This window comes from Bradyrhizobium macuxiense, from assembly GCF_007993935.1.
Lineage (GTDB): Bacteria > Pseudomonadota > Alphaproteobacteria > Rhizobiales > Xanthobacteraceae > Bradyrhizobium > Bradyrhizobium macuxiense_A.
This window is the reverse complement of the sequence record NZ_VITY01000007.1, coordinates 317521-343938: the sequence shown is the minus strand read 5'-3', so window position 1 is coordinate 343938 and position 26418 is coordinate 317521. Positions and strand designations below refer to the sequence as shown.

Here is a 26418-nt window from a genome sequence, read left to right as displayed (position 1 = left end):
TCGTCGATGCGATCAGCGCACCACGTTCAGGAGATCCTGCACCATCGAGTTGGTCGTCGTGATCACCTTGGTATTGGCCGAATAGGCCTGCTGGGTCACGATCAGCTTGGTGAACTCGTCGGCAATGTCGGTGTTCGAGCTTTCGAGCGAGGAGCCGACAATGGTGCTGCCGCCCTTGCCGAACAGCGCGCCACCGGATTCGTCGGTCGCCTCGAACGCGCCGCCGTCGATGCGCTTGAGGAAGTTGGTGCCGTTGAATGTCGCCACCGAGATTTCGGCGAGGTCGATGTTGCGGCCGTTGGTGTAGTTGCCGACGATACGGCCGTTGGTCGAGACGCTGACCGACTGCAGCTGGCCGGCCGGGAAGCCGTCCTGCTGGATCTGGTTGACCTGGACGTTGCCGTTGGCGTCCGCGAACTGGGTCACGCCGCCGGAGCCGAAATTGATCACGGGGTTGCCGAGCGACACGCCGTTGACGACGGCATTATTGAGCGTCACCGAGGAGATCGCCGGCGACATCTGGCCGTTCGCCGCGAAGGTAAAGTTGACGTTGGCGTTCTGCCAGGAGACCTGTGTGCCGGTCGCGTTCGGATTGACCTGGTAGAACAGGTTCCAGCTGTCGGTATGTCCGGTGCCCAGCGAGGAGCTGTCGGTCTTGGCCCAGCGGAATTGCAGGTTCACCGGCGCACCCGAGACGTCATAGGCCGTGACGGCGCCGCCCGAGACGGATTCGTTCAGGAAGGTCGAGTTGTCGTTGCCGACGACCTGACCGGTGCCGACCGTGCCGCCGCCGCCGCGGGTCGCCACCGCCGAGCCGGTGAAACCGAGCGCCGCAAGCGCCGTCGAGTTCGAGCTCGTCACGTTGAGATCCGATGCCGTGCCGGAGTGCAGCGTGATCTTGCCGCCGCTGATCGTCGATGGCGTTGCGGTGCCGGTGATCGCGTCGATCTTGGCGAGCAGCGTTCCGATGCTGTCGGTGACGTTGAGCTGGTTGCCGGTCGCGCCCGAAGCCACGAAGGTGATGACGGTGCCGTTCACCGTGATCGTATCGGCGGGCACGACGGGCGGACCGGCCGAGCCGGCGCTGAAGCTGGCGTTGATCGAGTCGCTGCCGGCAGCGCCCGACAGCAAGGTCGCGGCGGTGTTGGCCACCGACGGCGTCGCCTTGTTGTTCTGCGCGGTGCCGGTGACGGAGGAATCGGTATACGGCGCGGCCGGCGTGCCCAGCACCAGCGGGTTATGTCCGGCGCTGAACGCGCCCGGCCGGATCAGCTCGGAGCCCGGAACCGAGGTGTCGTGCGCGGTGGTCAGGGGGTAGGACGCAAGGTTGGCGCGATAGTCGATCTTGGTGGTCTGCTGCGCCGGCAGGAAGTCGTTCTTGAAGCGCAGCGTTTGCGGCGAGGAGCCAGAGGGGTTGCCTGTGGTCGGGTCGATCGGGACGCCCTCGAGATAATAGCCGGCGCCGTTGACGAGATAGCCGTCCTTGTTGAGCTGGAAATCGCCGCGGCGAGTGTAGCGATCGACGCCGTCGAACACCGGCGAGCCGTCGGTGAAGCCGCCGGGCTTCTGCACCGCGAAGAAGCCGTTGCCGTTGATCGCCATGAAGGTCGCGACCGACGCCGACTGCACGTCGCCCTGCACCGAGTTGGTCGAGCGCGACTGCGCGGTGACGCCGCCGGCAAGCTGCGCGGTCAGCGCGGTCTGCGGCACGAGGTCGAGGAACGAGGTATCGATGCGCTTGAAGGCCGTGGTCTGCGAGTTGGCGATGTTGCCGGAGATGTTCTCGAGCGCGTACGACCCTGCGCGCAAGCCACCGACCGCCGTCGTAAGTGCGCCGAAGATACCCATGACATGTTCTCCAATTCGATTCCCGGCGGCTGGCAATCAGCAGATGGCCGCATCGGCGGAGCATGTCGCAAAGGTCGTGCCAGGAAACGAATCGTAACAAAATCATGCGCTTGAAAAAAAAGCCCGGGCCGTTTAACCGGGGCACAATTGCCGGGCAGGCAACAATTGCCGGGAAGAGAGCGCGGTCCTGACCGCGCTGCCTCTTCTTGTCTGACGCGTTCTCTTGACGCGAACCGGTACCTACTTCGCTCGAAAACGCTATCAGGTCGCCGACGGCGCGGCCGGGTGAAACACCAGCGCAAAGCCGTCCATGCAGTAGCGCAGCCCGGTCGGCTTCGGGCCGTCGTCGAAGACGTGGCCGAGATGGCCGCCGCAGCGCCGGCAATGCACCTCGGTGCGCAGCATCCCGAAGGTGCGGTCCGACGTGGTGCCGACCGCGTTATCCAGCGGCTTGTAGAAGCTCGGCCAGCCGGTGCCGCTCTCATACTTGGTCTCGGACGAGAACAGCGGCAGGTCGCAGCCGGCGCAGGCGAAGGTGCCCTTGCGGTGCTCCTTGAGCAGCGGGCTCGATCCCGGCCGCTCGGTGCCCTGGTTGCGCAGGATCTCGTATTGCTGCGGCGTCAGCTGCGCCTTCCATTCGGCGTCGGTCTTCTCGATCTCGAACTTCTCGGCGGCCTGCGCCGGCGAGGCGCGCAGCCAGCGCAAAGCAGCGAAGCTCAGCAGGCTGGCGACGGAAGCAAGCAGGATGCGGCGATCGATCATCAATCATCTCCGATGCGGGGGCCAAAGCAGGCCGAAACAGGCTCGCCAACAGATACGAACCCCGCCGCTAGACGTTACATCCGCCCGTCGGAGATCCGCTCACTTTCTTGCGAGGCGTGAGGATACCGTTCCTCGCCCTCCTCCCTCTGCCGGGGTGGCGCGGGCGGCGGTACCGGCCGTACCATGGCCCCTGGGGGACGGCGGGGCGCCGGTCCCCGGGTTCCCGCCTTGAGATTGGCCTCGGCGAGCCGTGCCTCGCGGGCCTGCTCCCGCGCACGTGCACCCTCGCGGTAGCGCGCCAGCACGCCCGCCGCGGACGCAGCGCCCCGCGCCCACAGGCCGACGAAATGACCGGCAACCCGGCCGGTGGTGCCGCCGGCCCACACCAGTTCGAACGGCGAAAACAGCCGCCAGCGGTCATCGCCCCACAGGATGCTGCGCGCGATCAACTGGCCCGCGAGCGCCGAGGTGTTGAGCCCCTGCCGGCCGAAGCCGCTCGCCACCCACAGGCCCCTGCGCAACTGGCCGATCTGCGGCATGCCATGCACGGTGACGCCGACCGCGCCGCCGAACGTGTCCGCGATCGCAGGCTTGCCGAGTTGCGGAAACACCGTCGCGATGCGGCGCTGCACCGCCGCAGCGAACCGCTTCGGCCGCGCATCCCATGTGGTTTCGGGACTGGCCCACAACAGGCGATTGCCATCGACGATTCGGAAATGGTCGATGCCGTCGCTGTCGACGACCGAGCCGGAAAAGGTGATCGCCTCGGCCAGCCGGTCTCCGAGCGGCTCGGTCAACGCCGCGTAGCGCCACACCGGCAGCAGCGTATCGGACAGGCGCTTCAGCGGCGCACCGAGATGGATATTGCCGGCGAGGACGATATGGTTGGCACGCAGGCGGGCCGACGGCGTCACGATGCGTTTGCGGATGCCGGAAAAATCGATGCTGACGACCGGCGTCTCCTCGAAGATCCGCACGCCCGCCCGCGCAGCCAGCGCGGCGAGACCGTGGACATATTTGCGGCCGTCGATCTGGAACGCCTTAGGATAGTAGATGCCGTGGAAATAGCGGCCGGTCCTGAGCACGCTGCGCACGCGATCGACCTGCCAGCCTTCGACTTCGGTCGCAAATTCCTCGCCCAGCGTCTGCAGCCGGCTGATCAGCGCTTCGCCGACATCGACATTGGAGACTTCCAGCGCGCCGTCGCTTGGGCTGATGCCCGGGATCAAATCCTCGGTGGCCGTGGCGCGAACATAGTCGGCGCCCTCCTTCGAGAGCGCCCACAATTCGCGGGCATCATCGAGGCCGACGCGCTCGATCACATCTGCGATCGGCAGGCCGAAGCCCGGCATCACGGTGCCGAGATGATGTCCGGAGGCGTTCCAGCCGACCTGGCGGCCCTCGAGCACGGCGACGCTGGCTCCAAGCCGTGCCGCCTCGCGGGCCACGGTCAGGCCGGCCAGCCCCGCCCCGACCACGCAAATGTCGACGTCGAGGTCGAACGCCAGGCGGTCGCGGAACGGCGAGGACGCCGCGTCGGGGCCGTCTGCCGCACTTGTGGAAGTCTCGCTCATGTCGTTTCTTACGAACCGCTGCGGCGCTTGTCACCTTGTCCAGGGCATGAGCCTGTAGAATTAATTCGACCAGACCGAATCGAGATGGAAGTTCATGCGCCGTTTGCTGCTGCTGCGTCACGCCAAGACCGAACACGACGCGCCCTCGGGGCACGACCAGGATCGCCGTCTCGACGAGCGCGGCCACCGCGATGCGGCGGAGATCGGCGGCTGGATCGCTCGCCACCCGCCTTTGCCCAATCTGGCGCTGGTGTCGCCGGCGGTCCGCACCACGCAGACCTTCGAGATCGTGCGCGAGGCGCTGAAAGGCGCCGGACCTGCGCCGAAAGTCGACTTCGTGCCGGAACTCTACGGCGCCGATCCGGCGCAGCTGCTCACGGCGATCCGGATGGCCTCGGTTACCGATCCGAAGCGGCTGATGCTGATCGGCCATAATCCCGGCATGCACGAGCTGGCGCTGACGCTGACCGGCAGCGGCGACGAGGCGGCGAAGCGCGCGCTCGCCGACAACCTGCCGACCTCGGGACTCGCCGTGCTCGACTTCGCGACCGACGACTGGAACGAGGTCTCCTTCCGGCGCGGCAAGCTCGTCCTGTTCGTCAGCCCTAAGCTGTTGAAGCAGGCCTCGCGCGGCTGACGCAAGCGGACACCGCCGCTCCGCCATGCTATATTGACGATCGCGCGACAGGGGGACCGGTTCGCGTCGACCACGAGCTACCGAAGAACAAGAAGGCGCGCGTCCCGCCACAGGGACCAAACGGCTCCAGACCAATCGCGGACAGGAGGCGCAGATGTACAAGTCCATTCTCGTGCCGATCGACCTCGCCGATACCGATCTGGCGAAGCCTGCGATCGCAACCGCGGCGACGCTGTCGCAAACCTGGAACGGCGCGGTGCGCCTGCTCAACGTGCTGCCGATGACGCCGGTGATGCTCGCCGAATACGTGCCGGCGGATTTCGACAGCCAGCAGCGTGAAACATCGGAAGAAGCGCTTGCGATCGTGGCGCGCGAATCCGGCATCGCGCCAGGACGCATCTCGGGCGTGGTCCGCCAGGGCGGCATCTATCACGAGATCCTCGAGGAGGCCGCGACCATGAAGGCCGACCTGATCGTGATGACCTCGCACCGCCCGGCGATGCGCACCTATTTCCTCGGCTCGAATGCCGGCCACGTGGTGCGCTACGCCAAATGCTCGGTGCTGGTGGTGCGGCACTAGCCGGCTGCGCCAGGGGGGCCGCCGCAGGCGGCTTCGCCAAAATATCGAAAACAACCCCATGCAAAGCAACGGGCCGCCGCCGCCGTTCGACCAGGCAACTTGGAACGCCGGGCAAATCAGGGACATTCTTCCAATATTCAGAAATTTCGCCGGTCCGCGCTTCATTCATCTCCACAGACCTACGAGCGGCCAATAGGTGAACATAAACAGCATCATGATACCGTACATGATCGCCGCGAGCGGCAAACCAAGCTTCATCATGTCGCGCGTCGTGAAGCCGCCAGCACCGTAGGCGATCATGGCTGGAGCCGACGTCACCGGGATGATGGAAAGACATTGGGCAATGAGCGCGACACCGAGAACGATTCCGACTATCGGCAAATCCGGATTGTGCAGCGAGACGAGGAAGCTGATGATCGCCGGCGTGATGGCGGTCAGACAAGACGTGATGCTGGTGAAGCAGAAGCGTACGAAGAAAACGACCACGAAGATCGTCAACGCCAGCACCGTGACCGAGAGGCGTCCCATCCCGGATTCGACGAACGCCACCTTGGACAACCATGCCGCACCGCCCGTCCTGGTGAACATGTCCGCCATCGAAATTCCCGCACCGAACAGCAGGATCGAATTCCAGTCGATCCGCTTGTAAAGGTCGTTGCAGGTGGTCACGCCGACACCGGGCAGCACGAGCAAGAGGACGCAAAGCACCGATATGGCGGACGCCTCGACGTGGTGAACCTTGTCTGTAGCCCAAAGCAGGATTGTCAGCGCCATGATGAACGAAGCCCGCTTCTCTGCCGTCGACATCGGTCCCAACTCCGCGATTCGCGCGGTAATGTAGTCCCGGCCTCCGGGCAATTCGGCAAACTCAAACTTGAAGAGCCTGGTCGTCAGAAAGTAGAGACCAACCGAAAAAACGAGCGTGTAAGGAAACAGGTAGATCAGCCAGTCGAGATAACCGACCTGAGGCTGACCAGCCCCGGTCAGGAAATTGACAATCACCGGATTGGGCGCGGCTCCGGTGAGGACGCCCACACCGGTCACCGACGGCAGGATACCTGCCATGAGGAGCATGGCCTTTCCAATCTGACTGTTGCGTGGAACGCCAAACGCCTCGATCAGCCCGATCACGATCGGAACGAGCGTTGCCGCACGTGCGATCACCGAGGGAATGAAGAAGGTGAGCGCAAACGCCGTCAGAATGATGCCCAGCATGATCGCACGGGTGCTTGCGCCCACCAGTTCCAGGATCAGATAGGCGACCCGCTTTTCGAGCCCGGTGCCGGTAATCGCCGCCGCCATGGCGAGACCCGCTGCGACGAATAGCCAGCCGCTGTTCGAGAAGCCGCTGAGCGCGAGCGGAACGGCCTTCGCCGTTCCAAGGATGCTGCCCGCGTCGCCTGCCGCGGGTGAAAAGCCGAGCGCCAGGATCAGCAGGAAGACCAGCGCGACCGCGCTGACCCCGTAGGGGATCGCCTCGGTGATCCACATCAGCACGACGAAGGCCATCACGGCGATGACGCGTTGCCCCGCCAGCGAGAGACCGGCCGGGGACGGCGCCATGATGATCGCCATCATGATCGCGATGCCGATCAGCACGGTCAGGAGCTTCCTTGTGCTCGCCCCTGCAGTTTCGGACGCAGCACGGGCCAGCGTCGACATGCGTATCCTCCATTTTTGATTTTTAGGTCACCGACGCAATTGCCGGTGCTTTTCATCGCGCAGCGGACTTGCTCAGCCGCCAACGGGTCCAAGCACCACGACGCCATCCGCGGCTCGCACGCCTTGGCCCGCCGCCAAGACGAACACGGGGTTGACTTCGGCCTCGATCAGGCGCGCGCCGAGTTGCGCCGCCATCAGCGAAAAAGCCACGATAGTCGATACAAGTGCGTCGATATCCGCCTTTGGACGGCCCCGAAATCCGTCGAGCAGCGGCCAAGTGATGAGGTCATGCACCATCGAGAGCGCCTCGCCCCCGCTCAATCCGCCCTGCGGCGGCAAAAGCCGCATGGTGGTGTCCTTGATGAGTTCTGCCGTGACACCGCCCATGCCGAGCAGAATTGCCGTGCCCAACGCATCACGATGCATACCGAGGATCAGTTCGGCGCCTCCCGCAACCATTTCCTGTACCAGGAAGCGGCGCGGCCGCTGGCCTGTTGCCGCTTTCACGTCGTCTGCCATTGCGTTCAGACGGGAACCGATCGTATCGGGTGTCAGATTGACGGCGACACCACCGACGTCGCTCTTGTGCGTGATTTCGCTGGAGAGAATTTTCAGTACCACCTTTCCACCGAGTTCGCGCGCCGCAGATTGCGCCTCGTTCGATGTCTCGACGATCCGCTCATTTACCGCGGGGATGCCGAAGCGTGCGAACAGCGCCTTGGCCTCGGCCTCGTCGAGTGAGCCCTGGGAAAGATCGCTGATGTGGACCTGGCGTTCGGGCGATGACGCAAGTTCAGCCGGCGCGGACCGGGCCGCCAGCAGCAATCCGGAAAATGCCGAGGCGCAGCTTTCGGCTGACGTATAGGCCGGCACGCCGCGTGCTGTGAGAGCCGCGCCGACATTCGGCGCGTGCGGGCTGACATAGGCAATGACCGGCTTGTCGGACTCCGGCAAGCAGTCGTGGACGGCATCCGCCAGCAGCGCCGGCGATCCCACAGCGGACGACCCTGCGATAACCACGAGGGCATCATATGAAGGACTGGCGAGCAAGGCGCTGATCGCACCCCGCAGGATATCCGGATGCAAGCCGGCCAAGGTCAAATCGACCGGATTGCGGTCGAGATTGGCATGGGATCCTGATTGCAGCGAGGCGAGCCGAGCGGCGGTCGCCGTATCGGGCGCAGGCGTCTCGAAGCCGGCGACACCGAGACTGTCGGAGACGATTGTTCCGGCTCCGCCCGTGGAGGTGAGGATCGCCACGCGCTTTCCGCTGAGCTTCCGCCCCGCGGCTAGAGCGGCCGGAATATCGAGCAACTCCTCGAATGTCTTCGCCCGGATTACGCCGAGTTGCCTGAACAGCGAATCGTACATGCGATCCGAGCCAGCCAGCGCGCCGGTGTGCGACACCGCCGCCTTAGCGCCGGCCTCGGAACGGCCGATCTTGAAAGCCACCACCGGCTTGCCTGCCGCGCGCGCCTTTTGCACAGCCTCGCGGAAATGGGAAGGATGCCGGATCGCCTCGACATACAAGGCGATCACCCTGGTTGCTTCGTCTGCGGCAAGAAACTCTATGAACTCCGAAAGCTCGAGATCCGCTTCATTGCTGGTGGACACCAGCTTCGACAATCCAATTCCGCGCGCAGCCGCGCGAGAAAGCAGCGCGCCAAGGATTCCGCCGCTCTGCGAGACGAGCCCGATCGAGCCCGCAGGGAAATGGTCCATTGCCAGGGCGCCCGAAGCCGACAGCACGATGCTGTCGGTCAGGTTGACGAGTCCGATCGTGTTCGGGCCAAGAACCCGCATCCGGCCGGCGGCTTGCAAGAGCTCTTTCTGACGCAGAGCCCCCTCCTCGCCAGTCTCGGCATAGCCGCTGGCAAGGACGATTGCTGCGGCGGCGCCTCTTTTGGCGAGCTCCCGCACGGCCAGATGCGCGTGCTCGGCGCCCAGGAGGACGATCCCGACGTCGGGCACAGCAGGGAGTGCCTCGACATCGCGATAACAGGTGAGTTCACCGATGCGGTCCACCTTCGGGTTAACAGGGTAGATCTCGCCCGAAAAGCCGTGTTTTTGCAGGAACGACACCGGCCGCCCCGAGGTCTTGCCCGGATCGGCCGAGGCGCCGATAACGGCAATGCTGCGCGGCCTGATGAGGCGTGCGATGGCGTTCATGGCATCACTCCTTCGCGGATGATTTTGCGAGGAAAGCCATCACCGCTTCGCGATGCTCGGCGCTGGTGTAGCAGATGGCCTGCGCCTGGCTGCCGAGATCGAAAATCTCGTGCGCCGAACGCTCGAAAGACTGGTTGAGAATTTTCTTGCTCAGCGCCAGCGCCGTCGGCGATCCCTTCGCGAGTTCGACCGCCCAGGCCTTCGCGGCGCTGAGAAGCTCGCCGGAAGCCACCTTTCGATCGAGAATGCCGAGCGCGAGGGCCTCGTCTGCTTCGACCACCCGCCCGGTGAAAATAAGCTCCTTGGCTCTGGGCAGTCCGACCCGGCGCGGCAGAAAATAGGAGCCGCCGCCGTCGGGGATCAGCCCACGCTTGATGTAGGACCAGGTGAACTTCGAATACTCCGATCCGATCAGGAAGTCGCATGCGAGCGCGGTGTCGGCGCCGAGACCGGCAGCCGCGCCGTTCACAGCGGCGATGGTCGGCTTGGGCAGGTTGAGCAGCATGGACTGGATACGATGGACGCCCTGCTGGCGGCTCCAACCATTGAACGCGACCTCGCCGTGCGGAGCTTCCAGGCGCCGCTTCATGCCGCTGATATCGCCGCCTGCGCAAAATGCGCTGCCACGTCCGGTTAGCACCAGTGCCCGGATCGCGTTGTCGCTCGTGACCGTCTGGAGCGCATCCACGAATTCCGAGCGCATGTCATCGCTCATGGCATTGCGGCGGTCGGGCCTGTTGAAGGCGATGTTGGCGACACCTGCGTCGACTGAGAACTCGATGAGTTTAAAGGTCATGTGCAAGCCTTGGACTGGTTTGGTGCTGCGTGCGGATCTTCATGGCGGAGGAGGCATCACTCCGAAGGCGCCGGCTGATGCCGGCCCGTACATCCCGGCGCTCCTGCGCCGGGAAACCAACGATGTATCGATTTCAAGCCGGCTCTATCCTGTCGACATCGACGAACCGGAGTAGCCGGAAGTTACACGACAGGAATGTCGGACATTGCGTTTCGTACTCCCGAGGTGCTTCGCGCTTGTTTTATTGCTTGCCTGAATACTGAACTGTCATAGAAAGGGCCATCCCTGATTTCCACTAAGTGGAATCAGGCGAGGAGGACAGTATGGCTTCGGCTCGTCAATATGCCGGCGGCGCGAACGGAAACCGATCGCTGGAGCGTGGCATCGAGATTTTGCGGGCGTTCCGACCCGGCGTCGATACGCTCGGCAATGGCGAAATCGCCGAACGAACCCGCCTCCCCCGCTCCACGGTGAGTCGGCTGACCAAGACACTGGTTAAATTCGGCATGCTCGACGAAGTCCCGATCGAGCGAAACTATCGGCTTGCCGCTGCCGTTCTCAGCCTTGGTCATGGTTTCCGCATGGGATCACCCGTGCTCAAGGTGCTCGGTCCGTTGATGCGGGCTGAATCGACGCGACGCAGGCTGAATGTCGGTCTCGCATCCGGCGATCGCACCATGATGGTCTATCTGGAATCCATTCGCTACAATCCGCGACCGACATTGCGCAGCATCGTGGCAGGCCAACAGGTGCCGATGGAACTGACCTCGCTCGGGCGTGCCTATCTGGCGGCGCTTCCGGACGCTGCCCGCGACAGGCTGATAGGGCAATTCAAGCGACGCAACGCCGCCGTTGCGAAGACGCTGAACGCCGACGTCCAGAAGTCGATCCGCGCGGTCAAGCGCTACGGATATTGTGCGGTCTCCTGGCAGCCCGGCGTACTCGCTGTCGCCACACCGATCGTCCTGGACGGCCTGCCGGTCTACGCTCTCAACATGAGCATGCAAGACATCGAGCCGAGCGAAGCATTGAGCGCGGAAATGGGCGAATACCTCATGGCCTTTGCGGACCGATGCAAGCATACGCTCTCTGGCCCAAGGGACGAACTCTTTCAGGCTTGAATCCGCGATGACGATTCAACCAAATCTCATCGCGCTTTAGAGGCGATTACGTCTTGGCTGTGTGCCGGCAACTCGGCGCCCTCGGCCACGACGGTCATGCCAAGCGCGTGCGACGGCGCGATGGTGCCACCGAGCAGCTCGCGCTTCTCCTGCGCCCAGCAGCTTAGCGGATCCGCACCAGCTCCAGGCCGAGATCGCCGGTGACGGCGGTCTCGATGTGGCAGCGCGAGATTCCGATGTCGCGCAGCGTCCGGTCATCGAGCTGGCGCAGCGTCTTGATCGCCTCGCGGCGCACCCAATAGGTCGCGAGTGCATCGCCCCACACGCGGAGCAATCGGAGCAATCCGCCCAACATACTGGACCGCACGGGCGCTGCGGCGGCTGAGGATATCGTCGTCATTGTCATCTCCATCGGTGCCCAAATGGCAAAGCTATGCCGTTGACGCAAATGCTGTTTCAGCACCTGCGCCGTCGTGACCTCGGATTGCTTGCGCGCTCCTCGGTGCAATCATGGGCTTGTTCCCTCTTAAATGATCCGGTACATTCCTCGGAGCAAGTAAAACATTGCTCTCGGTGCAATAATGTCGCGATTTGAGTATCTGAAGCTGGCGGATGCGGTGGCCGCCGAGATCGCCAGCGGCGCGCTGAAGGCCGGCGACCGCCTGCCGCCGCAACGCCATTTCGCCTATGACCGCAACATCGCCGTCTCGACCGCGAGCCGGGTCTACACCGAGCTGTTGCGGCGCGGGCTGGTGGTCGGCGAAGTCGGCCGCGGCACCTTCGTGTCGGGCGAGGCGCGCCGCGGCAACGCTGCCCCGCCGGAGCCGCGCGGCGCCCGCATCGACCTCGAATTCAACTATCCGCTGCTGCCGCACCAGGCGACGATGATCGCCAAGAGCCTCGAAGGGCTGGAGCGGCCCGAGGTGCTCGAGGGTGCGCTGCGGCCGGCGACCAGTTTCGGCACGCGGGCGGCGCGCACGATCTCCTCGGAATTCCTGGCGCGCAAGAACTGGGTGCCGAATCCCGACCAGATCGTGTTCACCGCCAACGGCCGGCAATGCATCGCCGCGGCACTCGCCGCCGTGGTGCCGCCCGGCGGCCGCTGCGGCGTCGAGGCGCTGACCTACCCGTTCGTGAAGGGCATTGCCGCACGGCTCGGCATCACGCTGGTGCCGCTCGCGATGGACGAGCACGGCGTGCGCCCGGACGCGGTGCAGAAGGCGCACCGCGAGGCGCATCTCTCGGCGATCTACGTCCAACCGACGATCCAGAACCCGCTCAGCATCACGATGCCGGCCGAGCGCCGCGCCGAGCTGTTGCGCGTGATCGAGAAGCTCGGCCTCGTCGTCATCGAGGACGGCGTCTACGGATTCCTCGACGACGAGGTGCCGCTGGCCGCGCTCGCGCCCGACAGCTGCATCGTGCTCGACAGCCTGTCGAAGAAGGTCGCGCCCGGGCTCGCGCTCGGCTTCATCGTCTCGCCGCCGCGGCTGCGCGAAAGCATCATGGCCGCGGTGCGCTCGGGCGGCTGGACGGCGTCGGGCTACGCCTTCGCCGCGGGGCAGCGCCTGATGGCCGACGGCACCGCCGCCGAACTGTCACGACTGAAGCGGATCGACGCCAGCCGCCGCCAGCAGATCGCGGCGAAGCATCTGGCCAATTTCGAGATCCAGACCAACCCGAAGTCCTATCATCTCTGGCTGACCCTGCCGCCGCATTGGCGCTCGCAGACCCTGGTTGCGGCCGCGGCGCGCCGCGACATAGCACTGACGCCGTCGACGACCTTCGCCGCCACGCCGGGGCATGCGCCCAATGCGGTGCGGCTTGCGCTTGCCGCGCCGCCGATGGAGCAACTCGACCTCGGCCTGCGAACACTGGCGGGAATGCTGAGCGCGACCGAAGAGGATTTCGACTCGACGGAGTGACGCCGCGTTTTCACTTCGAGTGCCGGCCCACGTGACGGCATCAGAAGCCGCAGGCCGCGTACGTCTTCCGGACGAGACGAAAATGCGCGCCCTCGGCGACGAAGTCCACATCCAGGCACTGGTTGCCTCGGCGATACTCCCCGATCACGCCGCACTGCAGATATTCGAGGTTGATCCGCCAGCGCTTCTCTTGCGGCGAGTAGGTCGCGAAGTCGTGCTGCGCGACCGGCGTGCCCTTGCAGATTCCGGCAACATATTGCCGCACATCGAGGGGCAGGTTGTCGACGTGGTTATGATCCAGCGGATCGTGTTTGTTGCCGACGCTGCCCTTCGAAAGAACCGGAGAGACGCTCACGAGCACGAGGCACAGGGCCAGAAACGGGGTCCGGATTGTCATCTGACACTCCAGCTAAAAGCAAATCAGACGCCAATGTTACAGCGTGTTGCTTACAGCCCGCTTACAGTCCGGCCGGCGAGAGCATACGGACTTGCCGTTCAGGCAACCGGCCACTCCGCGATGAATCCCCTCGCCATGTACGGCTCGATCTTGTCCCACTCGGTCAGGACGCGGCGGCGAAACTCGGGGACGGTGTGCCAAAGCGCACGCGGGACGGCAAAGCTATCCACCGTCACCAGCATCTTCTCGACCTCCGGCCAGTGCCGCTGCAGCGTCATGGGATAACGCCGCGCGGTCCAGCTGTTGCCGAGGCAGATCACGCTGCTGATATTGGCGAGCCCCAACGCCGCGTCGATCACCGGCAGCGAGAAGATCACGTTCTCGCCGGTGTTCTGCGCGCGATGCTCCTCGAGGATCCGCTCCGACGGCACGCCGCCCGCCACCATCGCGGCCTTGATGATCTCGCATTCCGAGCGGCCATCGCCCGGCGTGATGCCGCCGCTCACGATCGACCAGCGCGCAAAGCCGTCGCGCCAGAGCCGGACCGCCATGTCGACGCGCTCGGCGACATCGCCGCGGGTGCCGAACACGAACAGGAGATCGGCGGGCCTCAGCGGCGTCTCGATCAGGTGGCGGGCATTGATCGCGGCGATCTCCTCGCCGGACGGCATCCGCAAACTTCGATCGTCCATGCCCCTGCCCGTTGCGTTCGCGACACCACGCGCCGACGATGCCGCGCGCGAGGGCGCGCACGAAGTCACGTTTCATTGCGCTTGATTGCGATCCGGCTTGGGCATCGGCTTGGGCAACAGCGTATCGGGCAATCGGTCGAAGCTGTAGCGCCGCGGCCGGTTACGGGTGACGAAGCCGCCGACCTGCCAGGTGAACAGCGCGGCGAAGCCAAGCAGGAACAGCGCGCCCATCCAGTTGGATGTCATGAGCGCCATCACCAGCAATCCGAACATGGCAACCGCAAGCCACGCCAGCACTGCCAGCGCCGCGGTATATGTTTTCGGCCCGAGACCTCCGGACAGCCTCGCCGTGCTGCCGGCCGCCTGCATCCGGCGATGCAGCTCGACGACGAAGTCGCGGTAGAGATGCCCCTGCGGCGCGACCAGCGTCGCGGTCTGCCAAGTGGTCGAGAGGATCGCGATCCGCCCGCCCTTGGCATTGTCGATGTCGGCGCGAAACCGCTGCTGCTGCATCGAGACCGGGCGATAGGACAGCTTCACGGCGGAGATGTCGCGATAGTTCCACACACCCGAGCGGCCGGCGATCCGCCACGACAGGCCGTCCTCGGTCAGCTCGAACTGGTGCGCCGAGCCGACCAACGAGGCCTTGTAGGCATAGCGCACGGCTGCGCCCTCGCCTGTCTCCGACCGCTCCTGCAACGTTGTTGGCAATCCGCCGTTCCACCTGTTCGGACACATCCGCGCGCTTGCATCGGATGTCATGCCTATCCTACAAGCGAGCCATGCCCGAGACGACCTATTTTCCGCGTTACCTCATCCTCGGCGGCGCGATGATATCAGGCGTGCTGCTGGCGCTTGCCGTGCATATGCTCGGCGCGCGCTACGGGCTCGATCTCGGCGGCCTGTGGCGCTCCGATAGCCACGAGTTCATGCCGGCCGGTGCGGCGATCGCCTGGTGGCTGATCGCGAGCGTCGGGTTTTCGGGCGGCTACTTCACCGCCAATCTGATGCACAGCGCGGTGGCCGGGCAGATCCCGCAGCGGATGCGGCAGTTCCTGATTGTCGTCGGCGTGCTGATGCTGGCAGGGGCCGGTCAGGCCGCGTCGGCACCGAGCGCGGTGTCGACCATCTCCGCCGTGCTCGCCGGCCTCGCCGCCCTGTGCCTCGGCGCCGCGATGGCGTTTTGCGGCGCCTATTTTGCGCTGAGGAAGAGCTAGAGCGTCTCCTCGTAAACGTCCGGACTCCGAGGTAAAGCGGTGGTCGCTCCGCTTGAGCGCCGCAGACTGCTTATGACCCAAAGCCGACCTTGTGCCGTGCACATCCACATTGATATGCTCGATCCATTCAGTCAGCGGGGAGTGCCGAACGATGTCCGATATCTCGCGTCGGGACGTGACACTTGGCGCAGCAGGTGCTTTTGCCGCGTTTGGACTCGACAAGCCGATCACGTTTGTCGACGCGGCTCACGCTCAACAGTCCGTCACTCAACCTTTCCGCAAATACAAGGTTGGCGACATTGAAATCTTCTCTCTGATCGATGGCATGCGTGACGTTCCGCTGCGGGAGGGCATGGTCAGGAATGTCAGCGTCGAACAGGTCAAGACCGTGTTGCGTGGTGCCGGTTTTCCCGACAATCAGGCGCCCCTGCGGTTTATCGTCATGGCGCTCAAGCTGCGCGATCAAGTGGTCCTGATCGACTCGGGTACGGGCGGTCATCCGATTTATGGTGAGGGGAACGGCCGGTTATTCGAGAGCATGGCGGCGGCGGGCCTTGACCCCAAGGCAGTCAAGACGATCCTCATCTCCCATCTCCACGGCGACCACATTTATGGCCTCATGAACAATGAGAGCGATGCGCAGGTCTTCCCGGATGCCGACATCGTGGTGCCCGCCGCGGAATTGAAATGGTGGACGCGCCCGGGGGTCGAGTCGATCGATCTCGGACCGACGCGCAAAGGCCTCGCCCAGCGAATTCAGGCCACGGTGGCGACTTGGAAAAACGTCAGGACCTTTGAGGGAGAACCAGAACTCCTGCCCGGTGTGCACGCCGTTCAGGCGCTCGGCCATAGCCCGGGAATGGTCGCGCATCTGGTCACCTCCGGCGGCGAACAGTTCCTGATCAGCGCTGACGTGGTCAATCTTGCGCCACACATTTCAACAAATCCCGAGTGGCAACTCGCTATCGACCAGGATCCGCAAATGGCTGTCGAAACGCGAAGGAAGATCTTCGATCGCGCGGTCGCCGACAAGCTCACTATTTCGGGTACTCACTGGTTGATGCCGAACGTCGGCACGCTGGCCAAGGATGGCAGCAGGTACGTATTCGTAGCCAAGGGATAATATTCCCGCGACACTATCTGTTGGCGAATGGAACACGACTGCTGCTCGTAGCGGAGAACCGGTCGACATCTGAGTCAGCTTTTGGCCCATAGCCGACATGCCGCCATCTCGGTTTCAACGTCGCCTTTCAAGTGCAAAGCGGACGCTATCAATATGTGAACAACGCCCGAGCCGAGTCGACGCCGGTTCGCGTCAAGAAACCGCGTCTGACAAGAATCCAATCAGGCGACCGACCGTTCCGGCTCCCGGCGCAACATCTTGGCGACGTCAGCCGCCGGCCGCGGAGGGCTGAACAGATAGCCCTGCGCCTGGGTGCAGCCTTCCTGGCGCAGCAGGTCGAACTGGGTATCGGTCTCGACGCCCTCCGCCGTGGTGACGATGCCGAGGCTCTTGCCGAGACCGGTGACCGCGCGCACGATCGCCATCGAGTCCTCGCGCGTCGCGAGATCCGTCACGAACGAACGGTCGATCTTGATCTTGTCGAACGGGAAGCTGCGCAGATAGCTCAGCGACGAATAGCCGGTGCCGAAATCGTCGAGCGAGATGCGGACGCCGAAACCGCGCAGCTCGTGCAGCACGGTGAGCGTCGCCTCGCTGTTCTGCAGCAGCACCGATTCGGTGATCTCGAGCTCGAGCCGATCCGGCGACAGCCCCGACGCATCCAGCGCCGCCCTCACCGACGACACCAGGTTCGGATTCTTGAACTGCACCGGAGACAGGTTGACGGCAACCGCGATGTCCGCGGGCCACCGTGCGGCCTCGACGCAAGCCTTGCGCAGCACGATCTCGCCGAGCGGGACGATCAGTCCGGTTTCCTCGGCGACGGGGATGAAATTGTTGGGCGCGATCAGCCCGCGCTGCGCGTGATTCCAGCGTGCCAGCGCCTCGAAGGCGACGACCCGATCGCCCTCGACATCGCGGATCGGCTGGTAATAGACCTCGAACTCGTCGCGTTCGAGCGCGAGCCGCAGGTCACGCTCCAGCAGCCGGCGCGCCTGCGCGCGCGCATCCATCCCGGTCTCGAAGAACCGGTAGGTGCCGCGGCCATCGGCCTTGGCGCGGTACAGCGCGAGATCGGCCTTTTGCAGCAGTTCGTCGGGATCCTTGCCGTCCTCGGGCGCGAGCGAGATGCCGATGCTGACGCCGATCACGAGCTGATGGCCTTCGATCTCGTAGGGCGCGGCGATCCGCTCGACCACGCAGCTTGCCAGCGACGACACCACGGACGGCTCGCAATTGCTGCAGAACTGCACGATGGCGAATTCGTCACCGCCGAGCCGCGCCACGGTGTCGTGCTCGGTCACGCATTCGCCGAGCCGGCGCGCGACCTCGCGCAGCAGCGCATCGCCGATCGGATGTCCGAGCGTGTCGTTGATCTCCTTGAAATGATCGAGATCGAGGCACAGCACCGCGAGCTGGTCGGTGCGCTTGGCCAACCGCGAGGCCTTCTCGAGCTGCTCGCGGAACAGCGTGCGGTTCGGCAGGTTGGTCAGCGCGTCATGCCGCGCCATGTGTGAAATCTGTTCCTGGGCCTGCTGCCATTCGGTGATGTCTTCGAAGGTCGCGACCCAGCCGCCGCCCTTCATCGGCTGGTCGACGACACGGATCGCGCGCTCGTTGCGGCTGACGATCCGCGTCGCGCCGTTGCCGGCCTTTGCCTCGGCGACGAGCGCATTGCAGAACTCCTCGGGATCGCCGTCCCACTCGCCGATGGAATGCAGGTCCTGCAGGACGTCGATCAGCAAACGCCCCTGCAACGGCACCCGATTGCGCCCCATCAACTCGCTGTAGCGCTCGTTGAACAGCATGATCCGGCCGTCGACATCGAACATGCAGAGGCCCTGCGACATGTTCTCGAGCGCGGTATCCAGCACCATCTTCTGCTTGTGAAGCTCGGTCTTGGCACGGCGATCGAGGATGGAGGCGATCAGCGACAGCCCGAGGATCGCGAAGGCGGCAACCGCGGTCATGAACGAGAGCACGCGCGGCGAGACCGAAAGTCCGTCGGGAACGATGGTCGGGTCCGGGACCAGCGTCACCGCACCCATCCCGGTGAAATGATGCGAGACGATCGCAACCGTCAGAAGACCGGTCGCAGCCGCAGTGGTGCCAAGGCGTTCGCCGCGCGTGGCAACCACCAGCGCGAGCGCGCCGAACAGACTTCCGAATGCGATCGAGGTAACGACGATGCCGGGCGACCAGACGATGCGCGCGGGCAATTCCAGCCCCAGCATGCCGGTGTAATGCATCGCCGCGACACCGATGCCGACGATGGCGCCACCGGCGGCGACCGTCCACCAGCGCTCATCGAAGGTCGCGACGGCAAGGCCAACGGCAAGGATCGCAACCGCGAGCACCAGCGACAGCAACGTGATCGGAATGTTGTATCCGGCCTCGATGCCGGGATCATATGCCAGCATGGCGACGAAATGGGTGGCCCAGATACCGCAGCCGCCGACCGCCGCATCGAGACCGATCCAGATCTCGCGGGCGCGGCCCTCGGCGGCGCGGGCCCGGTGAAACAGGCTGATCGCGACGGCGCTGGCGAGCAGGCAGATCACCCCACCAAGGACGACCAACCGCCAGTCATGTTCCAAGGTGAGACAGGTGAGTACGCGATACATATAGGCCCCCGTTATGGACCCATAAGAACAAGCGTATTCGTGTACGAACGGTAACGCACCGCAGCAAGGTTCCACGCATGGTGAAGAAGCCTTGAATGCACGGAGTACCGTCGGGGAAAACTGCAGTCCTCACACACAATTCGGTCGGCAGCCTCGACTACCTAGTCGGCGGCCGCCCGTCAGGAGCAAGCTTCCCTCACCGCCGTGTTTGTGATGAGGCGCCGATCCAGATCAGCGCGGCGGCGGCCAGCAAGACGCCGGCGGAGATCACGAGGGCTGCATGCAGGCCGGCCATGAAGGCCGCCGACCGGCCGACCATCGAGCCGAACAGCGCGACACCGAGCACGCTGCCGGTCTGCCGGGTCGCATTCAGCACCCCGGCCGCGATCCCGGCATGCTGCGGCTCGGCACTGCCAAGCAGCGTCGAGGTCAAGGGCGGCACCAGGAGGCCGAGACCGCCGCTGATCGCCAGCAGTTGCAGGCAGATCGCGTGATAGAAGGTGCCGGGACCGATGAACAGCATCGCCAGGCATCCGGCGGCCGAGATCGCAGCACCGAGCGCGATCGCCGCCGGCGCGCCGATCCGCTCTGCGACATGCGGCGCGATCAGGTTGGCGGGCAGCACGGCGCCGAGCATCGGCACGAATGCGAGGCCGGTTGCGAACGCGGACAGTCCGTTGACCTGCTGGAAGTAGAGGCTGAGCACGAAGATCAGCCCGTAGAACGCAACGTTGACCAAGAGGCCGACCATCGAGGTCAGCGCGAACATCCGCTGCCTGAACAGCGAGAGCGGCAGCATCGGCTGCACCGCGCGCGCCTCGCGCCAGACGAACAGCACTGAGAAGACGGCGGCCAGCGCGAAGCCTGCGACCACGAATGGGCTGTCCCAGCCAAGCGCTCCACCTTCGATCAGCGCGCCGGCCAGCGTGCCGAGCGCGGCGATCGCCGTAAGTTGCCCCGGCAGATCGAGCCGGTGCTGCCGATGGCGGCTGGTTTCGCCGGCAAAGCGCCAGGCAAGCCATAGCCCGGCGAGGCCGATCGGCAGATTGACCAGGAAGATCGCGCGCCAGCCGACCAGCATGATCAGCCCGCCGCCGACGAACGGGCCGGCGGTCAATGCAAGGCTGGCGCCGGCAGCCCAGACGCCGACCGCGCGTCCGCGCGCCGTCTCGTCGGCATAGGCGTGGCGGAGCAGCGCCAGCGAGTTCGGCACCAGGATGGCCGCGGCCAGTCCCTGCACGCAGCGTGCGGCGATCAGCGTCACGGCATCAGGCGCGACGGCGCAGGCGACCGATGCCGCGGTGAAGATCGCAAAGCCCGCCATGAAGATGCGCTTGGCGCCGATCCGGTCGCCGAGCGCGCCCGCGGTCAGGATGAAGGCGGCGAAGGCGATGGTGTAGGCGCTGACCACCCATTGCAGCTCGGCCACGCCGCCGCCGAGCGACGCGCCGATCGCGTTGAGCGCCGTGTTGACGATGGTGACGTCGAGCTGCACCACGCCGTAACCGAGACTCATGGCAGCGAGCGTCAACGTCGCCGCAAGCCCGGCCGGCCGCCGATGCGACGGCGCGCGCTGGTCCGGCACGCGACGCGCGTTCAGGGATGTCTGTTGCATGGTCTTGACCTCGCTGTTCGCAACCAATGCGAGAGATAGGTCTTCGTTTCTCAATAATACTTCGTCGTCGATCGAAGTGTGGCATTGCGATGGCGGCCGGCGCCATGTGGCCGCAACCATGTTGCGCGGCGTTTTGCCTCAATAGACCTACGGCCGGCCTCCGGGCGCCTCATTCCGGCCCCAACCGCGGTTCACAGCCCGATCACGCAGATGCGCGCATCGACTTCACACTTTGGTAAACGCCGCAGCCGGCCCCGACGTCCCCATTCCGATGCATATCGTGTATTCGCTTCGCTCCCATGGTCCCGGCAACGGCGGCCAAATCGGCAAAATATCGGCGAAATCGCCGTGAATGGCCGATCGACGGCGGAACACGCAGCGGTCCCGTCGCGGGGCGCGACATGGCCCCGACTCACATTCCGCAGAGCGAGAACATATGTAGCCAGTATGACAACAACGTTGGACAGGAGCCGAAGGTTGGCTTGTCAAGGGCTGCACAACGCATCGGTTTTGCCTTATGGGTCATCGCGTACGGTGCGTTTGCCCGTCACCCGTCGCTGTCCGTGACCGGGTCCCACTGAAATTGTCCCTGCCGGGAGGATGAATGCTTCGACTGCTGACCACGCTCGGGCGTGGCTTCAAGGAAAAGATCGGCTGGAAACGGCTCGGGATCGCTGCGAGCGTGCTCATCATCGTGTTCGCGATCACGACGCTGGTCCACACCCTGAAGGGCGTCGATACCGGCATCATCCTCACTGCGCTGACCGATATCGCGCCGCACCGGATCGCGCTCGCGGCGCTCTGTGTGGTCGGAGCGTTCTGCACGCTGACCTTCTATGACTTCTTCGCGCTGCGCACGATCGGCAAGACGCACGTCCCCTACCGCATTGCAGCGCTATCGAGCTTCACCAGCTACACGATCGGCCACAATATCGGCGCCACCGTCTTTACCGGCGGCGCGATCCGCTTCCGGATCTATTCCGATTACGGCCTCTCCGCGATCGACGTCGCCAAGATCTGCTTTCTCTCGGGTCTGACCTTCTGGCTCGGCAACCTGTTCGTGCTCGGCTTCGGCATGGCCTGGCACCCCGCCGCGGCGTCGGCGATGGACCTGCTGCCGCCGGCGATGAACCGGCTGATCGCGCTCGGCTGCCTTGCCGGCATCGGCGCCTATTTCGTCTGGCTGCTGACCGGCGAGAAGCGCCGCGAGCTCGGCCAGAACGGCTGGAAGGTGGTGCTGCCCTCGGCCAAGCTGACGCTGCTGCAGATCATCATCGGCGTGGTCGATCTCGGTTTCTGCGCGCTCGCGATGTATCTGTTGATGCCGACCGAGCCGCATATCGACTTCGTCTCGCTGGCGGTGGTGTTCATCCTGGCGACCTTGCTCGGCTTTGCGAGCCACGCCCCCGGCTCGATTGGCGTGTTCGACGCCGCGATGCTGGTGGCGCTGCCGGAGTTCAGCAAGGAGCAGTTGCTGGCAACGCTGGTCGTATTCCGGATCCTCTATTTCCTGATCCCGTTCGGAATCTCGATCTCGATCATGGGCATGCGCGAGCTGTGGCTCAACGTGGTGCGGCCATGGCAGGAACGGAAACGATTAAGCCAAGCCTGCACGGCTTCGGCGACCGTGCGGCAACCGATCGAAAGCCGGCAGCAGCAGATCAGGCGGCTGAGACGGTAACAGCGACGTCATCAGCCCCTGGCCCGGGTTCGATCCCGGATTTTTGATCCCTGCAGCCGCTTCTCTTATTTTCGCCGTACCACTCGCGTCAAACCGCGCCATGATTGGCTTTTTGGTTCGATTTTCGTTTCGTGTGACGGTCTGCAGCGTGCTACTCGGCAGCGCGCTCGCGGCGGTATTGGCTTCAGCCGCGGAGGCGCAGGATACCCAGCTCTCGATCTCCTGGGAGGTCCGCAACCGCTTCCGCCTGTTCCGCGAGGAACGCGATTTCCGCCTGCATGTCGAAAGCGGGCTCGGCCGCAGCGTGCTGGCCACGGAACAGGCGCTGGAACTGCAAAGCGACGGCCGCGGCTGGGCGCGCAACACGGTCAACCGGCTCTGCATCGACCTGCAGGGCCGCGTCAGCGAGCCCTGCACCCGCGACAACGTCAAGGAAAGCTATCTGACGCCGATCGATCACCCGATCACCGTGCGGCTCACCGGCCCGGTTCCGGTCGGCGCGACCTGTGCGTGGTCGTTCGACGACGGCGATGGGCCGCAATCCCAAACCTTCGATTGCGCCGAGCCGGTCAATCTGCGCGTCCGCTACGGCCGCACCACGGTCGCAACCGTCGATGTCGCCAGCGGCTCGGAGGCCAACCAGCGCGTGACGACGCAGATCGCGGTGCGCGACCTCTTGATCGCCGGCCTCGGCGACAGCATCGCATCCGGCGAAGGCAATCCCGATCGCGCGATTGCACTCTCCGATGATGGATTCTGTTTCCGCTCCTATCTCGGCGGAGCGCAATATTACCGGCCGAGCCGTGCCGGCTTCAAAGGCGGACGCGCCTGCGAAGCGCCGGACACCCTGGCGAACTGGCAGCGCCACAGCGCGCTATGGCTCAACTCGGCCTGCCATCGCTCGCTGTACAGCTACCAGACCCGCACCGCGCTCGCGCTCGCCGTGCAATATCCGCACATCGCGGTGACCTATCTGCCGCTGGCCTGCACCGGCGCCACCATCGCCGACGGGCTGCTCGGCTCGCAGCAGGCGCGCGAATGTCTGCCGACCAAAACCGCGAGCAGCTGCTCGGGCACCGTCAACGGCCAGATCGCCGAGCTGCGCACGGCCCTCGCAGCCGCCAAGCGCCGGCAGCCGGACCGCGCGCTCGATCTCGTGCTGCTGTCGATCGGCGCCAACGACATCTACTTCTCCGGCCTCGTCGCCAACGTGATCGTCGACACGCCGACCGAACGCACGCTGTTCAGCCAGGGCGGCTCGATGGCCAGCGTCGACGATGCCCGTTCGGCGCTGGCGCGCGACCTGCCGGCCGATTTCGCCAAGCTGCGCGATGCGCTGAAGCCGCTGCTCGGCGGCGACCTGTCGCGCGTGATCTACACGGCCTATGCCAATCCGGCGCTGGCCAATGGCGGCGCGCCCTGCCCCGGCGGCCGCGCCGGCTTCGAGATCCATCCTTCGTTCAACGCCGATCCGAAGCGGCTCGCCTCGGTCTCGAGCTTCGTGCAGAACGAGTTCCTGCCGCAGCTCAAGGCGATCGCGCAGTGCCAGTCCGGCATCATCTGCCGCAATCCGCAGGCCGACCGCATGACCTTCGTCGATGCGCATCAGGACGCGTTTGCAAGCCACGGCTTCTGCGCGCGCGCCTCGACCGATCCGGAGTTCGACCGCGACTGCTTCGCCGCCAACGGCGACAGCTTCGTCTCCGACATCGTCGCCGCGGCGAGCCAGCCGCTGAAATGCGGCCGCAGCGCCGGCGAATACCGCGCCTACCTGCCGCGTGCGCGCTGGATCCGCGACGCCAATGACAGCTATTTCGCGGCGATGACCTACCCGCAGGGCCTGCCGTCCTCGATGCAGCCGACCGACATCCACGACGCGACATGGGGCATCCTGTCGGCGGTGTATGGCGGCGCGGTGCATCCCAGCGCCGAAGGCCATGCGGCGATGGCCGATGCGGCGGTGCCCGCGGCCGCCACCGTGCTGCAATTGAACACCACGGTGCCCGAGGTGCTTTCCGAGCCGGTCGCGCCGTTGCCGACGGCACCGGAGCAACGCTGAACGCTCGCGCTGTGCGAGCGCCAACGCGAGCAAACGTGATCCGGATCGGAGCCTGAAAAGTCCTAGTGCCGCTTCGTCGCGGGCATGGGCGCCGGCGGCAGCGGCTTCGCCGCGGCGGCCTGCGCCGGCAGATATTTGGCGACGATCGCGGGATCGAGCTGCGCCAGCGCGGTGTCGGGCAGCCGGGTCCAGACCTCGTCCTTGCCGAACAGCGAGATGCCGAGATAGCCGCGCATGGTCAGCGTCTGCCCGTCGGCGCTCAGCGTCATCTTGGCCTTGTAGATCTTGCCGTTGCGCGGATCGAGCACGTTGCCGCCTTCATAGGCGAGCCCGTTGCGTTTCATGTCGCGGATCAGCGGAATGCCGAGCCACGGCATGTCCTTGCGATCGTCGGTGCATTTCGAGCAGACCGGATTGGGCGGATCACCGGGCGACGCAAACATCCTTGCGATCATGCCTTCGTACAGGCCGTTGCGCTCGATCACCAGGAACCAGCCCTCGGTCTTGCCGTCCTCGACCTTCTGCCAGAGCCCGGCCGCCGACAGCTCGGCCGCGGACGCCGCAAGCGGAGCAGCTAGCGCAAAGGCCGCGGCGAGCGCCAAGATCAGCCGAAGTCTGGATCGCGTGTTCCGCATCATCATCACCTGATCAATCGACAAACCCGACTACGCGCAGACTACGGCCATTTGACGGAGCGTTCCAGTACCCGCGCCGCGCGGGAATGGCTCATGCCGCTGGCATTGGTCGCCGCTGGAGCGGAATCAGTTCACGCCAAGCTTCTTCTGCAAACTTGATGACGAGGTTGTGTACTGGAACACCAGCCGCTTGTCCGGATACACGTAGCGGTGCGCCTTCTGCGCCATCAGCGCGCCCTCGTGGAAGCCGGAGAGAATGAGCTTGAGCTTGCCCGGATAGGTGTTGATGTCGCCGATCGCGAAGATGCCTGACACGTTGGTTTCGAACGCCGCGGTGTCGACCGGCACCAGATTGTTCTCCAGCGCGACGCCCCAGTTCGCGACCGGACCGAGCTTCATGGTGAGCCCGAAGAACGGCAGCATCGTATCGCAGGCGATCGTCGACATCGCATTGTCGTTGCCCTTCAAGGCGGCGCCCGAGAGTTGACCGCCAGCGCCTTCGAGCCCGGTGACCTGGCCGATCTTGAGATCCATCTTGCCGTCGGCAACCAGCGTGCGCATCTGCTCGACGCTGTGCGGCGCTGCGCGGAAATCGTCGCGCCGGTGCAGCAGCGTGATGCGCTTGGCGATCGGATGCAGATTGAGCGTCCAGTCGAGCGCGGAGTCGCCGCCGCCGACGATCAGAATGTTCTTGTCGCGGAATTGCTCCATCTTGCGCACGGCGTAAAACACCGAAGTGCCTTCATAGGCCTCGATGCCCGGCACCGGCGGACGCTTCGGCTGGAACGAACCGCCGCCCGCGGAGATCACCACCACCTTGGCTTCGAACTCCTTGCCGGCATCGGTCTTCACGCGGAACAAGGGATCGCCGATCTTCTCGATGCTCTCCACCATCTCGTTGAGATGGAAGGTCGGATTGAACGGCTTGATCTGCTCCAGCAGCTGGTCGGTGAGCCCCTGGCCGGTGACGAAGGGAATGCCGGGAATGTCGTAGATCGGCTTCTCGGGATAAAGCTCGGCGCACTGCCCGCCGATCTTGTCGAGGATGTCGACCAGATGCACCTTCATGTCGAGCAGGCCCAGTTCGAACACGGCGAACAGTCCGCAGGGGCCCGCGCCAATAATCAGCACATCGGTCTTGATCGCTTCGCTCATGTCCGCTTCTTTTCAGTTGAGGTCGACTGGACGGCTTTTCGCCTGTCCAGCCAAGTGGGCCGGATCGTGACATGCATAATAGGGACAGCGGCTGGCGCGGCAACCCCTTGCCGAGCCTGCGCAACTCGGCTGTATGGGCAGGAAAC

Annotated in this window: 23 protein-coding genes; 9 read left to right on the top strand and 14 right to left on the bottom strand. The window is 64.8% G+C overall.

Translation table 11 applies throughout. The annotated features are described in order from the left end of the window. Nucleotides 1-12 precede the first annotated feature (12 nt). The 3 genes from FBZ93_RS20595 to FBZ93_RS20585 form a co-directional block, all read right to left on the bottom strand. Nucleotides 13-1848 (bottom strand): flagellar hook-basal body complex protein, encoded by a 1836-nt coding sequence (locus tag FBZ93_RS20595; RefSeq protein WP_146987938.1) that lies wholly within the window; start codon nucleotides 1846-1848, stop codon nucleotides 13-15. A gap of 261 nt (nucleotides 1849-2109) precedes the next feature. Further along, nucleotides 2110-2610 carry a peptide-methionine (R)-S-oxide reductase MsrB gene (msrB, locus tag FBZ93_RS20590; protein WP_146987936.1) on the bottom strand — a complete coding sequence of 167 codons (501 nt, stop codon included), beginning with the start codon at nucleotides 2608-2610 and terminating at the stop codon, nucleotides 2110-2112. A gap of 74 nt (nucleotides 2611-2684) precedes the next feature. After that, a complete protein-coding gene (locus tag FBZ93_RS20585; RefSeq protein WP_146987934.1) occupies nucleotides 2685-4184 on the bottom strand; it encodes an NAD(P)/FAD-dependent oxidoreductase in 1500 nt (499 codons plus the stop codon). 94 nt (nucleotides 4185-4278) lie between these two features. Here FBZ93_RS20585 and FBZ93_RS20580 point away from each other — a divergent pair, with 94 nt between their 5' ends. Continuing rightward, nucleotides 4279-4821 (top strand): SixA phosphatase family protein, encoded by a 543-nt coding sequence (locus FBZ93_RS20580; RefSeq protein WP_146987932.1) that lies wholly within the window; start codon nucleotides 4279-4281, stop codon nucleotides 4819-4821. 154 nt (nucleotides 4822-4975) lie between these two features. Further along, on the top strand, nucleotides 4976-5401 hold the full coding sequence (locus tag FBZ93_RS20575; protein ID WP_021077991.1) for a universal stress protein: 426 nt from the start codon (nucleotides 4976-4978) through the stop codon (nucleotides 5399-5401). 165 nt (nucleotides 5402-5566) lie between these two features. Here FBZ93_RS20575 and FBZ93_RS20570 read toward each other — a convergent pair whose 3' ends face one another. The 3 genes from FBZ93_RS20570 to FBZ93_RS20560 form a co-directional block, all read right to left on the bottom strand. Next, nucleotides 5567-7063, bottom strand: a complete 1497-nt coding sequence (locus FBZ93_RS20570; protein WP_146987931.1) for an SLC13 family permease — start codon at nucleotides 7061-7063, stop codon at nucleotides 5567-5569. A 72-nt stretch (nucleotides 7064-7135) separates the two neighbouring features. Beyond that, a complete protein-coding gene (locus FBZ93_RS20565; RefSeq protein ID WP_146987929.1) occupies nucleotides 7136-9232 on the bottom strand; it encodes an acetate--CoA ligase family protein in 2097 nt (698 codons plus the stop codon). Nucleotides 9233-9236: 4 nt separating this feature from the next. Continuing rightward, nucleotides 9237-10028 carry an enoyl-CoA hydratase/isomerase family protein gene (locus FBZ93_RS20560; protein WP_146987927.1) on the bottom strand — a complete coding sequence of 264 codons (792 nt, stop codon included), beginning with the start codon at nucleotides 10026-10028 and terminating at the stop codon, nucleotides 9237-9239. Between FBZ93_RS20560 and FBZ93_RS20555 the strand changes: the two genes are divergently transcribed. Together FBZ93_RS20555 and FBZ93_RS20550 are read left to right on the top strand one after the other, a co-directional pair. Then, the gene (locus tag FBZ93_RS20555; protein ID WP_146987925.1) at nucleotides 10012-10203 is read left to right on the top strand and encodes a hypothetical protein; all 192 of its coding nucleotides are present in this window, start codon (nucleotides 10012-10014) and stop codon (nucleotides 10201-10203) included. The two genes, FBZ93_RS20560 and FBZ93_RS20555, sit on opposite strands and share 17 nt — an antisense overlap. Nucleotides 10204-10351: 148 nt before the next feature. Beyond that, nucleotides 10352-11149, top strand: a complete 798-nt coding sequence (locus FBZ93_RS20550; RefSeq protein WP_146987923.1) for an IclR family transcriptional regulator — start codon at nucleotides 10352-10354, stop codon at nucleotides 11147-11149. 163 nt (nucleotides 11150-11312) lie between these two features. On the opposite strand, the gene FBZ93_RS20545 is transcribed toward FBZ93_RS20550, so the two are convergent. After that, the gene (locus tag FBZ93_RS20545; protein ID WP_167529127.1) at nucleotides 11313-11549 is read right to left on the bottom strand and encodes a DUF1127 domain-containing protein; all 237 of its coding nucleotides are present in this window, start codon (nucleotides 11547-11549) and stop codon (nucleotides 11313-11315) included. Between the two features lie 181 nt (nucleotides 11550-11730). On the opposite strand from FBZ93_RS20545, the gene FBZ93_RS20540 reads away from it, so the two are divergent. Continuing rightward, nucleotides 11731-13074, top strand: coding sequence for a PLP-dependent aminotransferase family protein (locus tag FBZ93_RS20540; protein WP_146987921.1), 1344 nt, complete (start codon nucleotides 11731-11733; stop codon nucleotides 13072-13074). Nucleotides 13075-13114: 40 nt separating this feature from the next. On the opposite strand, the gene FBZ93_RS20535 is transcribed toward FBZ93_RS20540, so the two are convergent. The 3 genes from FBZ93_RS20535 to FBZ93_RS20525 all read right to left on the bottom strand — a co-directional run bounded on the left by FBZ93_RS20535 (nucleotide 13115) and on the right by FBZ93_RS20525 (nucleotide 14862). Then, nucleotides 13115-13471, bottom strand: a complete 357-nt coding sequence (locus tag FBZ93_RS20535) for a hypothetical protein (RefSeq protein WP_146987919.1) — start codon at nucleotides 13469-13471, stop codon at nucleotides 13115-13117. Nucleotides 13472-13569: 98 nt separating this feature from the next. After that, nucleotides 13570-14163: a YdcF family protein gene (locus FBZ93_RS20530; protein WP_146987917.1), complete on the bottom strand. Its 594-nt coding sequence runs from the start codon at nucleotides 14161-14163 to the stop codon at nucleotides 13570-13572. A gap of 72 nt (nucleotides 14164-14235) precedes the next feature. Continuing rightward, nucleotides 14236-14862 (bottom strand): hypothetical protein, encoded by a 627-nt coding sequence (locus FBZ93_RS20525; protein WP_146988141.1) that lies wholly within the window; start codon nucleotides 14860-14862, stop codon nucleotides 14236-14238. Nucleotides 14863-14945: 83 nt separating this feature from the next. Between FBZ93_RS20525 and FBZ93_RS20520 the strand changes: the two genes are divergently transcribed. After that, complete coding sequence (locus FBZ93_RS20520; protein WP_146987915.1) at nucleotides 14946-15380, top strand: hypothetical protein; 435 nt, start codon at nucleotides 14946-14948, stop codon at nucleotides 15378-15380. 151 nt (nucleotides 15381-15531) lie between these two features. Continuing rightward, nucleotides 15532-16503 (top strand): MBL fold metallo-hydrolase, encoded by a 972-nt coding sequence (locus FBZ93_RS20515; RefSeq protein ID WP_146987913.1) that lies wholly within the window; start codon nucleotides 15532-15534, stop codon nucleotides 16501-16503. 221 nt (nucleotides 16504-16724) lie between these two features. Here the strand turns inward: FBZ93_RS20515 and FBZ93_RS20510 are convergent, their stop codons facing one another. Together FBZ93_RS20510 and FBZ93_RS20505 are read right to left on the bottom strand one after the other, a co-directional pair. Continuing rightward, complete coding sequence (locus FBZ93_RS20510; protein WP_146987910.1) at nucleotides 16725-19127, bottom strand: EAL domain-containing protein; 2403 nt, start codon at nucleotides 19125-19127, stop codon at nucleotides 16725-16727. 196 nt (nucleotides 19128-19323) lie between these two features. Then, complete coding sequence (locus FBZ93_RS20505; RefSeq protein ID WP_146987908.1) at nucleotides 19324-20742, bottom strand: MFS transporter; 1419 nt, start codon at nucleotides 20740-20742, stop codon at nucleotides 19324-19326. A gap of 604 nt (nucleotides 20743-21346) precedes the next feature. On the opposite strand from FBZ93_RS20505, the gene FBZ93_RS20500 reads away from it, so the two are divergent. Both FBZ93_RS20500 and FBZ93_RS20495 read left to right on the top strand, forming a co-directional pair. Next, nucleotides 21347-22423: a lysylphosphatidylglycerol synthase transmembrane domain-containing protein gene (locus FBZ93_RS20500; RefSeq protein ID WP_146987907.1), complete on the top strand. Its 1077-nt coding sequence runs from the start codon at nucleotides 21347-21349 to the stop codon at nucleotides 22421-22423. Nucleotides 22424-22523: 100 nt separating this feature from the next. Next, on the top strand, nucleotides 22524-24482 hold the full coding sequence (locus FBZ93_RS20495) for a hypothetical protein (RefSeq protein WP_146987905.1): 1959 nt from the start codon (nucleotides 22524-22526) through the stop codon (nucleotides 24480-24482). Nucleotides 24483-24544: 62 nt separating this feature from the next. Here the strand turns inward: FBZ93_RS20495 and FBZ93_RS20490 are convergent, their stop codons facing one another. Both FBZ93_RS20490 and FBZ93_RS20485 read right to left on the bottom strand, forming a co-directional pair. Continuing rightward, nucleotides 24545-25117: a DUF2147 domain-containing protein gene (locus FBZ93_RS20490; protein WP_167529126.1), complete on the bottom strand. Its 573-nt coding sequence runs from the start codon at nucleotides 25115-25117 to the stop codon at nucleotides 24545-24547. 126 nt (nucleotides 25118-25243) lie between these two features. After that, the gene (locus tag FBZ93_RS20485; RefSeq protein ID WP_146987901.1) at nucleotides 25244-26272 is read right to left on the bottom strand and encodes an NAD(P)/FAD-dependent oxidoreductase; all 1029 of its coding nucleotides are present in this window, start codon (nucleotides 26270-26272) and stop codon (nucleotides 25244-25246) included. Nucleotides 26273-26418 lie beyond the last annotated feature (146 nt).

Bases quoted from the DNA above. Each gene is read 5' to 3' on its own strand.
- FBZ93_RS20570 (WP_146987931.1), bottom strand. From the start codon at position 7,063: ATGTCGACGCTGGCCCGTGCTGCGTCCGAAACTGCAGGGGCGAGCACA.
- FBZ93_RS20585 (WP_146987934.1), bottom strand. From the start codon at position 4,184: ATGAGCGAGACTTCCACAAGTGCGGCAGACGGCCCCGACGCGGCGTCC.
- FBZ93_RS20560 (WP_146987927.1), bottom strand. From the start codon at position 10,028: ATGACCTTTAAACTCATCGAGTTCTCAGTCGACGCAGGTGTCGCCAAC.
- FBZ93_RS20545 (WP_167529127.1), bottom strand. From the start codon at position 11,549: ATGACGACGATATCCTCAGCCGCCGCAGCGCCCGTGCGGTCCAGTATG.
- FBZ93_RS20505 (WP_146987908.1), bottom strand. From the start codon at position 20,742: ATGCAACAGACATCCCTGAACGCGCGTCGCGTGCCGGACCAGCGCGCG.
- FBZ93_RS20510 (WP_146987910.1), bottom strand. From the start codon at position 19,127: ATGTATCGCGTACTCACCTGTCTCACCTTGGAACATGACTGGCGGTTG.
- FBZ93_RS20495 (WP_146987905.1), top strand. From the start codon at position 22,524: ATGATTGGCTTTTTGGTTCGATTTTCGTTTCGTGTGACGGTCTGCAGC.
- FBZ93_RS20580 (WP_146987932.1), top strand. From the start codon at position 4,279: ATGCGCCGTTTGCTGCTGCTGCGTCACGCCAAGACCGAACACGACGCG.
- FBZ93_RS20595 (WP_146987938.1), bottom strand. From the start codon at position 1,848: ATGGGTATCTTCGGCGCACTTACGACGGCGGTCGGTGGCTTGCGCGCA.
- FBZ93_RS20520 (WP_146987915.1), top strand. From the start codon at position 14,946: ATGCCCGAGACGACCTATTTTCCGCGTTACCTCATCCTCGGCGGCGCG.
- FBZ93_RS20540 (WP_146987921.1), top strand. From the start codon at position 11,731: ATGTCGCGATTTGAGTATCTGAAGCTGGCGGATGCGGTGGCCGCCGAG.
- FBZ93_RS20500 (WP_146987907.1), top strand. From the start codon at position 21,347: ATGCTTCGACTGCTGACCACGCTCGGGCGTGGCTTCAAGGAAAAGATC.
- FBZ93_RS20515 (WP_146987913.1), top strand. From the start codon at position 15,532: ATGTCCGATATCTCGCGTCGGGACGTGACACTTGGCGCAGCAGGTGCT.
- FBZ93_RS20575 (WP_021077991.1), top strand. From the start codon at position 4,976: ATGTACAAGTCCATTCTCGTGCCGATCGACCTCGCCGATACCGATCTG.
- FBZ93_RS20490 (WP_167529126.1), bottom strand. From the start codon at position 25,117: ATGCGGAACACGCGATCCAGACTTCGGCTGATCTTGGCGCTCGCCGCG.
- FBZ93_RS20485 (WP_146987901.1), bottom strand. From the start codon at position 26,272: ATGAGCGAAGCGATCAAGACCGATGTGCTGATTATTGGCGCGGGCCCC.
- FBZ93_RS20555 (WP_146987925.1), top strand. From the start codon at position 10,012: ATGAGTTTAAAGGTCATGTGCAAGCCTTGGACTGGTTTGGTGCTGCGT.
- msrB (WP_146987936.1), bottom strand. From the start codon at position 2,610: ATGATCGATCGCCGCATCCTGCTTGCTTCCGTCGCCAGCCTGCTGAGC.
- FBZ93_RS20535 (WP_146987919.1), bottom strand. From the start codon at position 13,471: ATGACAATCCGGACCCCGTTTCTGGCCCTGTGCCTCGTGCTCGTGAGC.
- FBZ93_RS20530 (WP_146987917.1), bottom strand. From the start codon at position 14,163: ATGGACGATCGAAGTTTGCGGATGCCGTCCGGCGAGGAGATCGCCGCG.
- FBZ93_RS20565 (WP_146987929.1), bottom strand. From the start codon at position 9,232: ATGAACGCCATCGCACGCCTCATCAGGCCGCGCAGCATTGCCGTTATC.
- FBZ93_RS20550 (WP_146987923.1), top strand. From the start codon at position 10,352: ATGGCTTCGGCTCGTCAATATGCCGGCGGCGCGAACGGAAACCGATCG.